Raw genomic sequence first — 12640 nt, forward strand, 5'->3', positions numbered from 1 at the left:
ATCGTGCTATCAGGCGTGGGACTATCGTGCTATCAGGCGTACCGATCGACCGCAAACCCGCGCCAGCACTGGGTTTCCTCGCCCTCTAACTTCCCTAACTTCATTTCTCTAACTTTTAGTAGAGAAACGCCGCTGCGGTGGACAACCACCACGCGGCCACAAACGCAGCAGCAAAAGCCCGGCTTTCCAGCATGGAGGGCCAGGCCATGATCGTCGCTCTGCTCAACCAGAAAGGCGGCGTAGGCAAGACCACGCTCGCCACGCACATTGCCGGCGAGCTGGCGATGCGCGGCCAGCACGTCATGCTGCTGGACGCCGACCCGCAGGGTTCATCGCTGGACTGGACGCAGCGCCGAAGCCAGCAAGGCTTGCCACGGCTGTTCAGCGCCGTGGGCCTCGCCCGCGAAACGCTGCACCAAGAGGCGCCGGAACTCGCCAAGCGGGCCGATCACGTCATCATCGACGGCCCGCCGCGCATCGCCGCCTTGGCGCGCTCCGCGCTGCTGGCGGCCGAGCGCGTGCTGATCCCGGTGCAGCCCAGCCCCTACGACCTGTGGGCCAGCGCCGAGATGGTGGCGCTGATCCGCGAGGCGCAAGTCTTTCGGCCTGCGCTGCGCGCGGCCTTCGTCATCAATCGGCGCGTCAGCACCACCGTGATCGGGCGTGAAGCGCGTCAGGCGCTCGCCGACCAGCCGCTTCCTGCGCTGCGCGCGGAAGTGCATCAGCGCATCGTGTTCGCCGACAGCGTGGCCGCTGGTCGGCTTGCACGCGAGACGGCGCCGGACAGCGCGGCCGCGCGTGAAATCACCGCGCTGGTCGATGAACTGCTGCGGTGGCCGTCATGACAGCGAAGCCGCCACCACGCGCAAAGCGCGTCGGCATCGGCGCGCGTCCGCCCGCGAATCCGCACGCCGAGGCGTGGATTCGCCAGGGCGATGCCGATGCGCTGGGCAAGGGCGACCTCTACACGGCTCGCCTCACTCTCGACATCACGCCCGCGATGCGGGCGCGCATCAAGGTATCAGCCTTCACGCAAGGCGTGACCGTGGCCGACCTGCTGCGTGGCCTGCTGGAGCGGGAGTTTCCAGAGAACCGCAGGGAGAACACACCATGACTGCATCCGCTTCGCCGGCCACTGGCACGGCCACGGCTGCACTCGCAGCACCTGCCGGCCAGCCTGCCAGCGCGCCGCTGACGCGCGTGGCGCTGGCCTACATCGAACCGCGTTTCAAGCTCTATCTGCGCTTCGGTGAACCCGCGCGCACCCTCCAGCTCGACCGCTGGCGGCGCTGCGCGGTGTTCCTGCCGGGCGCGATGTTCTGCCGCATCCGCTGGCAAGCCAACGACTACGGCACTGTGCGCTGGCAGCTCATGGTGATGCAGGCTTGCACACCGCTCGATACGGCGCAGCGCATCCCCGGCGTGCAGCCGGGCGCGCGCCTGTTGTTGCACGCCGAGGGCGAGAACCAGGTGCGCGCGGTGCTGGAGCGCATCGACGCCATCGAGGCGCTGGGTATCGCGCCCGGCGGCGCCTCGCTCGCATACTGGCGCACGCTCGCAAATCGGCTCGCCGCGCGCTTGCCGCTGCCCGAGTACACCACCGAACGGCACGCCGCTTGGCTGACCGGGAGGGCGCTGCCATGACCGCCACTTGTGCTGCCGGCACCGCGCCGCATCCTCGCTCGCGCCTGCGCGCTCGCATCGTGCTGGCGGGCCTGTCCGCCTGCGGCCTCGCTGCGCTGGCCTGGGCGTCCTTCGTGCATCCGCTGCCGCGCCTGATCTACAACCCGTCCGACAGTGTGGCGGTCGGCTGGTATCGCGTCGATCCGCTGGGCCCCGGTGACGGCTCGCTGCCACGTCCGTTGTCCGTGGACAGCATCGTGCTGACCACGCTGCCGCCAGATGCCGCCGCGTTGGCCGCACAGCGCGGCTACCTGCCGGCGCGCGTGCCGCTGCTCAAGCGCGTGGGCGCCGTCGCGCCGCAGGAGGTGTGCATCACTGGTCGCATCGTCCGCATCGACGGTGTGCCTTCGGCCGCCGTGCTGCCTGCCGACCGATGGGGCCGGCTGCTGCCATCCTGGCAGCAATGCCGTCGCCTTCAACCCGGCGAACTGTTCCTGCTCAGTGTGACCAACCCGGCGTCGTTCGACAGCAGGTACTTCGGGCCGGTGCGCGCGTCCGCCGTGATCGGCATTGCGCATCCGGTCTGGCTGGAGTCACGCCCATGATGGCGACCGATTCGCTGCACTTTGCCGTGCATCTCATCGTGCCATCGGGCGTGCCGATCCGGTGGTTCTCCGCGTGTCGTCGCGCGTGCAGTGCCAGCGCATCCGCGCTGCACTTTGCGCTGCCTTCCTATGTGCAGGCGTCTTGCCTCGAACGCGCCCGGCCTGTGGCCGTCGCCGCGTTCGCCGGCGCGCTGACTGCTCGCGCAGCAGCGTCGCAGGGCCGCCGCTGCCCGGAGCGCCAGCGAGGGGCAAAGGCGGAAGGCAAGACAAAAGGACGCGGCACCGGGCCGCGTCGAAAGCCTGTCTGCACATGGGGGGGCGCGGCACGGAGCGGCTTCGCCGCCGTGCCGCGTGGGGCGCGAGGCCCGCGCCAATGCAAGCATGTCCGCGTGCTTCGCACGACCGGACACGCCAGAGCTTGCAGGGAGTGCAACCATGACCGACCGCCGCGACGATGATTTCCGCGTGCGTCCCAGCGCCCCGAAGAACCGGAGCCAGGGCTTCATCTCCAAGGTGCTCAAGCAGGCGGGCAAAGCCAGCAGCGGCAAGTCCTCGGTGCGCCGTCCCGCATCGAGCGGCAGCGGCGCACGCGCTGGCCAGCGCCCAGGCTCGCGCCTCGGGCGCGGCCACACAGCGGCGCGCTTCGCGGGCGCGAAGCTCACGCCCATGTCGCGGCGCGTGACCATCAAGACGCTGCTGGTCAAACAGCGCAACGCCAGCCCGCAATCGCTCGCCAAGCACCTGCGCTACATCGAGCGCGACGGCGCCGGCCGCGATGGCGAACCTGGGCGGGCCTACGGGTCGCAGACCGACGAAGCCGACCTCAATACCTTCAAGGAACGCTGCGCCGACGACCGACACCATTTCCGCTTCATCGTCTCCCCGGAGGACGGCGCCGAGCTGGACGACCTGCGCACCTACACCCGGCATCTGGTGAACCGTATGGAAGCCGACCTGGGCACGCGACTGGATTGGGTGGCGGTCGATCACTGGAACACCGACAACCCGCACACACACCTGATCGTGCGCGGACGCGACGATACCGGCAAAGATCTCATCATCGCGGGCGACTACATCGCCCAAGGCTTCCGCCATCGCGCTGCCGAACTGGCGACCGAATGGCTGGGGCCGCGCACCGAACTGGAGATCCAGCAAACCTTGGGGCGCGAAGTGGAACAGGAGCGGTGGACAAGCCTCGACCGCACGCTGCAACGCGAGGCCGGCGAGGATGGCCGGGTGCAGGTCGAACGCTTCAACGAACCCCGGCTGCAACGCCAGCGCCTGCTGCTGATCGGCCGCCTGCAACGCTTGCAGCGCCTGGGCCTGGCCGACGAGATGCAGCCCGGCACCTGGGCTGTCCATGCGGACGCGGAGAAGACCTTGCGCGGCCTGGGCGAGCGTGGCGACATCATCCGCACCATGCAGCGGGCCATGAGCGGTCAGCCGCGCGAGCTGGCGGTGTTCGAGCCGGGTGAGGATGGCCGAACCGTCATCGGCCGCGTGGCTGCCAAGGGGCTGGCCGACGAGCTGCATGACCGCGGCTATCTGGTCATCGACGGTGTGGACGGCAAGGCCCACTACGTCGCGCTGAACCCCCGCGACGAGCTGGCGAACTACCCTACGGGCGCGGTAGTGGAGGTGAAAGGTTCGGCCGACGTGCGTGCGGCCGACAAGAACATCACTGCGCTGGCGAGCGATGGCCTGTACCGCGCCGATCATCACTTGGCCATTGAACAGGGCCGGGCCAAGCCCGGACGCGACCCGCAGGAGGTTGTCGCCGCCCACGTTCGGCGGCTGGAAGCCCTGCGCCGGGCAGGCATCGTGGAGCGCGTGGCCGAAGGGCTATGGAAGGTGCCGGACGACCTGGCCGTGCGTGGCCGCCAGTACGACGCGCAGCGCCTGGGTGGCGTGGCCGTGGAAATGAAGTCCCATCTTCCCATCGAGCGGCAGGCCCGCGTGATCGGCGCGACCTGGCTTGACCAGCAACTGATCGGCGGCGGCCGTGGACTGGGCGACCTGGGCTTTGGCGGCGATGCGAAGCAGGCCATGCAGCAGCGAGCCGACTTCCTCGAAGAACAGGGGCTGGCGCAGCGGCGTGGGCAGCGCGTGATCCTGGCGCGCAACCTGCTGGGCACGCTGCGCAATCGGGAGCTGGCGCAGGTCGCCAAGGACATTGCTGCCGAAACCGGCCTGGAGCATCGCCCGGTAGCCGAAGGGCAGCGCGTGGCCGGCATCTACCGGCGTTCCGTCATGCTCGCCAGCGGGCGTTACGCAATGCTCGATGACGGCATGGGATTCAGTCTGGTGCCATGGCGGCCGGTGATCGAACAGCGGCTGGGGCAGCAACTCGTCGCGACGGTGCGCGGCGGCGGGGTGTCGTGGGAGATTGGAAGGCAGCGCGGGCCAACCATCGGATAGCCGTTCTGCCGAGGCTTCAAGCCAAATCCTGCGCAACCCGTTCGGCCAGGAAATCGAGCAGAACCCTGACTCTTGCGGGCACATGGCGGCCGGGCCCGACGAAGACCGCATTGATGTCTTCCACGGCGCCAGCATCGTAATTTTCCAGCAAGGCCACCAGCCTGCCAGCGGCGAGATCGGCCCCGACGTGGTAGCGCGCCAGCCGAGCCACACCGACCCCGGCCAGCGCCATCTGGCGCATGCTCTCGCCGTCGCCCAGGCGCAGGTCGCCCGACGGTGCGATGGCGATCCGCGCGCCGTCACCGTCGATGAAGGGCCATGCATCGACATGCCGGGCGTAGTTGAAGCCCAGGCGCCGATGCTGGCGCAGGTCTTCGGGTCGTTCGGGGGTGTTTGTGCGCCGCAGGTAGTCGGGCGAGGCCACCACCACCAGGCCGCTGGCGCCAATTCGCCGTTGGGTCAGCCGCGAGTCCGGCAGTGGCCCGGTGCGGATCGCCACGTCGCTGCGGTCGTCCAGCAGATCGACCACGATGTCGCTCAGCGTCACGTCCAGTTGCACGTCCGGGTAGCGTTCCAGAAACTCCGGCACGCGCGGCAGCAGGTAATGGACGCCGAAGGCCACATGGCTGTTGATCCGCACGCGCCCGCGCGGCGATCCCACCTGCGCGGCCTCGTGCTCAGCGCAGTCGATGTCGTCGAGGATGCGCAGGCAGCGTTCATGGAAGGCACTTCCTTCGGGCGTGAGTTGCAGCTTGCGCGTGGTGCGATGCAGCAGCTTTGTCCCCAGGCGCGTTTCCAGCCGATTGATGAGCTTGCTGACGGCAGAGGCCGTCATGCCCAACGGCTCGGCGGCCGCAGTGAAGCCTTCGGCCGCGACCACCGCGATGAACACTTCCATCTCGAAGGCGCGGTTGATGTTTTGCCGAGACATTCAAGGAATCCATTTCAATGGTGAATTGAACTAGAGCATCTATTTCATCATAGTCGTTCCATCTACGCTCGGAAAGGTCGATCAATCAGACCTATTCGGAGCGTTTCATGCAGGCTGCTTCCACCCAGCGCGGCACCTTGCCCGCCTTGTTGTCCATGATGGTCGGGGGCTTCGCCATTGGCACCACCGAGTACGCGAGCGTCGGGGTGCTGCCGCAGATCGCCGAAGATTTCGGGGTCAACCTGGCGCGCGCCGGGCTGGTCGTTAGCGGCTATGCGCTGGGCGTCAGCTTTGGGTCGCCGATCCTCGCGGCGCTGACAGGAAGGCTGTCGCGCAAGACGCTGATGCTGGCGGTGATGGCCTTGTTCGTCCTCGCCAATGCGGCGGCCGCGTTGAGCGCGAGCTATGAATTCCTCATCGTCGCGCGCATCGTCTCGGCGTTGCCGCATGGCATCTTCTTCGGCGTCGGCGCCGCGATCGCCGCGAGTCTGGTGGGGGAAGACCGGCGAGCCTCGGCGGTGGCGATCGTGTTCGGTGGCTTGACGATCGCGGTCGCGGCAGGTGTGCCGATTGCGACCGTCATCGGCCAGCGCCTGGGTTGGCCGATGTCCTACTGGTTCGTTGCGGCCATCGGTCTGGTGTCACTGATGGCGATGGCAGCCACCTTGCCGCGCAAGATCGACATCGCGCCAGCCGGCAGTCTCATCGAGCAGGTCAAGGTGCTGGGCAGCGGACGCCTGCTGATCGCGTTCGGCATGAACTTCTGCGCCTGGGGCGGCACCTTCGTCGCCTTCGCCTATCTGCCCAGCATCCTGGCCGACATCACCGGCTTCGGCCCGAACGGCGTGGCGTGGATGCTGGCCCTCTACGGCGTGTCAGTGATCGTCGGCAATTTCCTTGGCGGACGCGTCTCCGACAAGAAGGTTGTGCCGGCGCTGGCGTTGATGCTCGGTGCGCAGGCGGCGGTGCTGCTGATCTTCACTTTCACCGCGTCGTCAATGCTCGGCGCGATCCTGACGCTCGGCGTGCTGGGCGCGCTCATGTTCTGCAACGTGCCGGGCCTGGCGCTCTACGTCGTGCAGCTCGCCCAGCGGCATCGGCCCGGCAACGTGGACATCGCTTCCACCCTCAACGTGTCGGCCGCCAATGCCGGCATCGCGCTCGGCGCTGTCATCGGCGGGCTGGTGGCGGAATCCAGGCTGGGGCTAGGCGCGACGCCTTGGGTCGGCGCCATCATGGTCGGTGCCGGTCTGCTGCTGACCTTGTGGAGTGGCTGGCTCGACCGCAGAGAGGGGGCAGGTTCAGTGCTCTCGAACGCTGTTCGAGAGCACTGAACTTTGGAGGCGGCATGGCCCACGTCTCGTTATCGACTGCGCTGACCTCTGGGGCTCGGGGTCTTGCTCTTGGTGGCCGGAAACACCCTCGCGCCAAGGAAGTCCACCAGCGCCCGCACCTTCGGCAAGGGGTGCTTGCTCGCCGGCCAAAGCACGTGGAAGACGCCGGCGCGCTCCACATGGTCAGCGAGGATGGGCTGAAGCCGGCCGTCGGCCAATGGCTCGCGGATAGCGAAGTCCGGCAGGTAGGCGATCCCCAGTCCATGCAGCGCAAAGCACACGCGCGTCTCGATGTTGTTGCAGATCATCGAGGTGGGCAATTGCAGTTCCGGCGCGCCAGGTTCCTGTCGCAATGCCCAGGTCTCCAGCTTGCCGCTGTTGGGGAAGCGGTAATGCAGGCAGGTGTGCAGCAGAAGATCGGCAGGTACTTGGGGTGTCCCCCGCAGTTCCAGGTAGCCAGGCGAGGCGACCAGTACCGAGCGGAAGGTGCCCAACCTGCGCGCAGTGAGGCGAGAGTCGGTCGGCTCGCCCGTGCGTACCACCGCGTCGAAACCTTCCTCGATCACATCGACCATCCGGTCGGTGAAGTCCAGGTCCAACTCGATCTCGGGGTACTCGCGCATGAACTCGCCGAGGACCGGCAGCACCAGCGAGCTGACAAGCGGCAGGCTCACCCGCAGGCGCCCGCGCGGTGCGGCGGTGGCTTGCGACAACTCCAGTTCCGCCGCCTCGATCTCGGCCAGGATGCGGCGGCTGCGTTCCAGGAACAGCGCGCCCTCGGCGGTCAGCGTGACGCTGCGCGTGCTGCGGTGAAACAGGCGTACCCCCAGCTTCTCTTCCAGGCGCGCCACGCTCTTGCCCACGGCCGAGGCCGACACGCCCAGCAGCCGGCCGGCGGCGACGAAGCTGCGCGTCTCGGCCACCTGCACGAACACCACGAAGCCGTTCAGGCTGTCCATTCCACACCTCTATTGCGGGCACATAGCTCCGCACAAACAGGAACTGTAGCCTGCTTTTTCTTTAATTGCAGGCTTTCTATCGTCAAGGCTTCACTCATCGAGGCGAGCGAGTTGCCATGACGAATCCCCCACTTTTCCTGCGCCAAGGCGTTCCGCCGGCGCACCTCGGTACGCGCATTCACAACACCGTGCAGCAGGCGCTCGACGACCAGCGGCTGGTCGGTGCCGTCATCCTCGTGGCGCGTGACGGCGAACTGATCCACCAGCAGGCCGCCGGCTTCGCCGACCGCGAAAGCGCGCGGCCGATGACCTTGGAGACGGTGTTCCGGCTGGCCTCGGTGAGCAAGCCCATCGTCTCCGCTGCGGCCCTGGTGCTGGTGGCGCAAGGCCGGCTCGACCTGGACGCGGGCATCGAGCGCTGGTTGCCCGAATTCCAACCCCGGCTGGCCGACGGCCGCTCGGCACGCATCACGGTGCGGCAACTGCTCAGTCATACGGCCGGTCTCGGCTACCGCTTCTTCGAGGCCGACGCAGCCGGCCCCTACGCACGGGCCGGCGTGTCGGACGGTATGGATGCGTCCGGCATCAGCCTGGAGGAGAACCTGCGCCGCCTCGCCAGCGTGCCGCTGCTGTACGAACCGGGCACGGCCTGGGGCTATTCATTGGCGACGGACGTGCTGGGCGCGCTGATCGCGCGCGTCCACGGCATGCCGCTGGACGAGGCGGTGCGCCAGCTCGTGACCGGCCCGCTGCGCATGGTCGATACCGGCTTTGTCGCGCGCGATCCCCAGCGCGTGGCGACCGCCTATGTGAACGACGCGCCGCAGCCGCATCGGCTGGCCGAGGGGGAGACGGTCTCGGCCTTCGAGGGCGCCGCGGGCATCACCTACAACCCGTCCCGCATCTTCAATTCGCAGGCATTTCCTTCGGGCGGTGCAGGCATGGCGGGGACAGCGCAAGACCTGCTGCGCCTGCTGGAAGCTTTGCGCCAGGGCTGCGGTGTGCTGCTGCCCAACGAATGGATCGTGGAGATGGCGCGGGATCAAACGGAGGGTCGGGAACTGCCCGATGCGCCGGGCTTCGGCTTCGGACTGGGATTCTCGGTCTTGCGCGACCCGGTGCTGGCCGCTTCCCCGGAATCGGTGGGCACCTGGCGCTGGGGCGGCGCCTACGGCCATTCCTGGTTCGTGGATCGGGCACAGGGCCTGAGCGTCGTGGCCTTCACCAACACGCTGTACGAAGACATGTCCGGCCGCTTCGTCACCGACCTGCGCGATGCCGTCTATGGCGCGCTGGAGGTGCGGTGATGAAGACGAGTCCCGCACGCATGGCGGCCATCGCGTTTCGCCGCGGTTCCACGCTGGACGATCCCGACTGCCTGACCGATGTCGAAACCGAGCGTCCCGAGCCGGGGCCGCACGACGTGCGCGTCGCGGTGCATGCCGTCTCGGTCAATCCGGTGGACACCAAGATCCGGGCCGGCCGCGTCGCGGTGCCCGATGGCATCCGCTCGCTGGGCTGGGATGCCGCGGGCATCGTCGACGCCGTCGGCGAAGCGGTCTCATTGTTCCAGCCGGGCCAGCAGGTCTACTACGCCGGCTCCTTCGATCGCAGCGGCAGCAATGCGCAGTTCCACCTGGTGGACGAGCGCATCGTCGGCCACATGCCCCGGACGCTGAGCTTCGCCGAGGCGGCGGCGCTGCCGCTGACTTCACTGACGGCCTGGCAACTGCTGTTCGACCGCCTGGGGGTGGCACCCGGCAAGCCGGCCGATGCCGGCAGCCTGCTGGTGCTGGGCGGCGCCGGCGGCGTCGGCTCCATGCTGATCCAGCTCGCGCGGCGGCTGACCGGCCTGACGGTGATCGCCACGGCCTCGCGCGCGCCGAGCCGCGATTGGTGCCTCGCCCTGGGCGCCCACCATGTCATCGACCACCGGCAGCCGCTGGTGGCACAGGTCGGCGCATTGCCGGCGCCACCGGTCACCCACATCGCCGCGCTGTCGCACACCGCCGAGCATCTGCATGAGCTGGCGGAACTGATCGCGCCGCAGGGCCGGCTGGCGATCATCGACGACCACGACAGCTTGGACGCAGCGCCGTTCAAGGCCAAGAGCGTGTCGCTGCATTGGGAGATGGTGTTCACCCGTCCGCTGTACCGCACGCCGGACCTGGTCGCGCAGCACCGCATCCTCGACGAAGTGGCCGCGCTGGTGGACGCGGGCGTGCTGCGCTCGACCGCCAGCCACGTGCTGCATCCGCTGGACGCGGCCCGCCTGATCGAAGCCCATCGGCTGGTGGAAGGCGGTGGCATGGCCGGCAAGGTGGTCGTGGCCCGCGCCAAGGATGACGCGGTGCAACCCGCGCGGGAGGCCGGACGATGAGCGCCGTTGCCCATGACCGCCTGCCGCTGGCGTCGCTGCTGGCCCTGGCGACGGCGGCCTTCATCACTATCCTGACCGAGGCGCTGCCGGCCGGACTGCTGCCGCAGATGGCGCAGGGATTGGCGGTATCCGAAGCCTGGGTCGGCCAGACCGTGACGATCTACGCCATCGGTTCGCTGGTGGCGGCGATTCCGCTGACCGCCGCCACGCAGGGCGTGCGCCGCCGCCCGTTGCTGCTGGCGGCCATTGCCGGTTTCGTCGTCGCCAATACCGTCACGACGTTCTCCGGCAGCTATCTCCTGACGATGGTGGCGCGCTTTCTGGCGGGTGTGTCGGCCGGACTGCTGTGGGCGCTGCTGGCGGGCTATGCCGCGCGCATGGTCCCCGAGCACCAGAAGGGACGCGCCATCGCCATTGCGATGGTCGGCACGCCGCTGGCACTGTCGCTGGGCGTGCCGGCCGGCACCTTCCTGGGCAACCTGGTCGGCTGGCGGACGTGCTTCGGCATCATGAGCGCGTTGGCGCTGGTGCTCATGGTGTGGGTGCGCGTCCAGGTGCCGGACTTCGCCGGGCAGGCGGCGGGCAAGCGGCTGTCGCTGGGCCGTGTTTTCACCATCGCCGGGGTGCGCCCGGTCCTGTTCGTGGTGCTGGCCTTCGTACTGGCGCACAACATTCTCTATACCTACATCGCGCCGTTCCTGGCGGCGGCGGGCATGGGCGAGCGCACGGACCTGGTGCTACTGGTGTTCGGCGTGACCTCGCTGCTGGGCATCTGGATCATCGGCGTGCTGATCGACCGCCATCTGCGTGTGCTGACGCTCGCCAGCACCGTCGTGTTCGGGATATCCGCGCTGGCGCTCACCGTGGCGGGCGATGCGCCTGTCGTGGTCTATGTGGCGGTGGCCGCCTGGGGCCTGGCCTTCGGTGGTGCCGCGACGCTGTTCCAGACGGCCCTGGCCAAGACGGCGGGCGAAGCGGCGGACGTCGCCCAGTCCATGCTGGTCACCGCCTGGAACACGGCGATTGCCGGTGGCGGCATCGTCGGCGGCGTGCTGCTCGAACGGCTGGGCGTCGGCGCCTTCGCACCGGCCTTGCTGGGGTTGCTGGCGGCGACGCTGGTGGTGGTGTGGGCGGCCAGGCGGCATGGCTTTCCCGCTCCGGCGGATGCGGCCGGGTCATGACCGGCAACCACGCCCGAACGGCAGACAGAGGCGCAGCCATGAACGGCGCGCGCGCACTGTTCTTCATCGCACTGGGGTTGTTCAGCCTGTATGCCGTCGAGTTCGGCGTGGTCGGCATCCTTCCGGCCATCGTCCAGCGCCATGGCGTCAGCGTGGCCCAAGCGGGTTGGCTGGTCGCACTGTTCGCGGGCGTGGTCGCGGTGTGCGGGCCGGCCATGGTGCTGTGGCTGTCTCGCTTCGACCGGCGCAAGGTGCTGGCCAGCTCGTTGCTGGTCTTCAGCCTGTGCAGCCTGCTGTCGGCCTGGGCGCCCAGCTTCGGGGTGCTGATGGTGCTGCGCGTGCCGTCGGCCCTGCTGCATCCGGTGTTCTTCTCGGTGGCCTTCGCTGCGGCCGTGTCGCTGTACCCGCCGGAACGTGCCGCGCACGCCACCTCGATGGCCTTCCTCGGCACCACGCTGGGGCTGGTGCTGGGCGTCCCGCTGGCGACCTGGATCGAGGCCAGGGTGTCTTACGAGGCGGCGTTCTACTTCTGCGCGGCGATGAGCCTGATCGCTGCCGCCGGGCTTTGGACCATGCTGCCATCCAGGCCCGAAGCGCAGGCGGCCATGCCGGGACGTCCGCTGGCCGTTCTACGCAGGCCGACGGTGTGGCTGTCGATCGCGATGGCGGTGTGCGTGTTCGCCGCCATGTTCTCCGTCTACAGCTATGCCGCTGAATATCTGGCGCAGCAGGCGCGCCTGGGTGGCGAGGCGATCAGCGTGCTGCTGGCGGTCTTCGGCGTGGGCGGTGTGCTGGGCAACCTGCTGGCCGGGCGCGCGCTGGGACGCCGGCTCGCCTGGACCGTGCTGGGCTACCCCGTGGCGCTGGCAGTCGCCTATGGCGTGCTGCTGCTGTTCGCTTCGCCGTCGTTCGTGGCCATGCTGCCGATCTGCCTGCTGTGGGGCGCGGCGCACACCAGCGGTTTGATCGTCAGCCAGATGTGGATGACCTCGGCGGCGCCGGATGCGCCCGAGTTCGCCACCAGCCTCTATGTCTCGGCGGCCAACCTCGGCGTGGTGCTGGGGGCGGCGGCCGGCGGCGGCTTCATCGAAGCAATAGGGATGCAGGGAACGGTTTGGAGCGGCTGGTTGTTTGCGGCGTTGGCGATGGCTGCCGTGCTGGCCAGAAAGCCGTGGCGCTCAAACCTGCATGGATACATGGAGGGATGAG

General features: G+C 68.5%; 12 protein-coding genes. 10 read left to right on the forward strand and 2 right to left on the reverse strand.

Annotated features, from left to right (window positions below):
* The first annotated feature begins 206 nt into the window (after positions 1-206).
* The 5 genes from parA to BN3794_RS06770 all read left to right on the forward strand — a co-directional run bounded on the left by parA (position 207) and on the right by BN3794_RS06770 (position 4646).
* Positions 207-845, forward strand: coding sequence for a ParA family partition ATPase (gene parA / locus BN3794_RS06750; RefSeq protein WP_066097109.1), 639 nt, complete (start codon positions 207-209; stop codon positions 843-845).
* On the forward strand, positions 842-1114 hold the full coding sequence (locus BN3794_RS06755; protein ID WP_066097113.1) for a chromosome partitioning protein ParB: 273 nt from the start codon (positions 842-844) through the stop codon (positions 1112-1114). Before parA ends, BN3794_RS06755 begins: the two co-directional genes overlap by 4 nt.
* Positions 1111-1644, forward strand: coding sequence for a DUF2840 domain-containing protein (locus tag BN3794_RS06760; protein ID WP_066095162.1), 534 nt, complete (start codon positions 1111-1113; stop codon positions 1642-1644). Before BN3794_RS06755 ends, BN3794_RS06760 begins: the two co-directional genes overlap by 4 nt.
* Positions 1641-2228 carry a S26 family signal peptidase gene (locus tag BN3794_RS06765; protein WP_066095164.1) on the forward strand — a complete coding sequence of 196 codons (588 nt, stop codon included), beginning with the start codon at positions 1641-1643 and terminating at the stop codon, positions 2226-2228. The genes BN3794_RS06760 and BN3794_RS06765 overlap by 4 nt, the downstream gene beginning before the upstream one ends.
* Positions 2229-2663: 435 nt before the next feature.
* Entirely contained in the window at positions 2664-4646 is a 1983-nt protein-coding gene (locus tag BN3794_RS06770) for a relaxase/mobilization nuclease domain-containing protein (protein ID WP_066095167.1), read from the forward strand.
* A 16-nt stretch (positions 4647-4662) separates the two neighbouring features.
* Here the strand turns inward: BN3794_RS06770 and BN3794_RS06775 are convergent, their stop codons facing one another.
* Positions 4663-5577 (reverse strand): LysR family transcriptional regulator, encoded by a 915-nt coding sequence (locus tag BN3794_RS06775; protein ID WP_066095170.1) that lies wholly within the window; start codon positions 5575-5577, stop codon positions 4663-4665.
* Between the two features lie 107 nt (positions 5578-5684).
* On the opposite strand from BN3794_RS06775, the gene BN3794_RS06780 reads away from it, so the two are divergent.
* Positions 5685-6911 carry an MFS transporter gene (locus BN3794_RS06780; protein WP_201455259.1) on the forward strand — a complete coding sequence of 409 codons (1227 nt, stop codon included), beginning with the start codon at positions 5685-5687 and terminating at the stop codon, positions 6909-6911.
* Between the two features lie 29 nt (positions 6912-6940).
* Here the strand turns inward: BN3794_RS06780 and BN3794_RS06785 are convergent, their stop codons facing one another.
* Positions 6941-7870 (reverse strand): LysR family transcriptional regulator, encoded by a 930-nt coding sequence (locus BN3794_RS06785; protein ID WP_066095172.1) that lies wholly within the window; start codon positions 7868-7870, stop codon positions 6941-6943.
* A gap of 116 nt (positions 7871-7986) precedes the next feature.
* Between BN3794_RS06785 and BN3794_RS06790 the strand changes: the two genes are divergently transcribed.
* The 4 genes from BN3794_RS06790 to BN3794_RS06805 are packed head-to-tail and all read left to right on the forward strand — an operon-like array spanning position 7987 to position 12639.
* Positions 7987-9177, forward strand: coding sequence for a serine hydrolase domain-containing protein (locus BN3794_RS06790; RefSeq protein ID WP_066095176.1), 1191 nt, complete (start codon positions 7987-7989; stop codon positions 9175-9177).
* Between the two features lie 20 nt (positions 9178-9197).
* Positions 9198-10250, forward strand: coding sequence for a zinc-binding alcohol dehydrogenase family protein (locus BN3794_RS06795; RefSeq protein ID WP_066097119.1), 1053 nt, complete (start codon positions 9198-9200; stop codon positions 10248-10250).
* Positions 10247-11431: an MFS transporter gene (locus tag BN3794_RS06800; protein WP_066095178.1), complete on the forward strand. Its 1185-nt coding sequence runs from the start codon at positions 10247-10249 to the stop codon at positions 11429-11431. The genes BN3794_RS06795 and BN3794_RS06800 overlap by 4 nt, the downstream gene beginning before the upstream one ends.
* On the forward strand, positions 11428-12639 hold the full coding sequence (locus BN3794_RS06805) for an MFS transporter (RefSeq protein ID WP_201455260.1): 1212 nt from the start codon (positions 11428-11430) through the stop codon (positions 12637-12639). Before BN3794_RS06800 ends, BN3794_RS06805 begins: the two co-directional genes overlap by 4 nt.
* Position 12640: the final 1 nt, after the last annotated feature.

The organism is Xanthomonas massiliensis (assembly GCF_900018785.1).
Taxonomy (GTDB): domain Bacteria; phylum Pseudomonadota; class Gammaproteobacteria; order Xanthomonadales; family Xanthomonadaceae; genus Xanthomonas_B; species Xanthomonas_B massiliensis.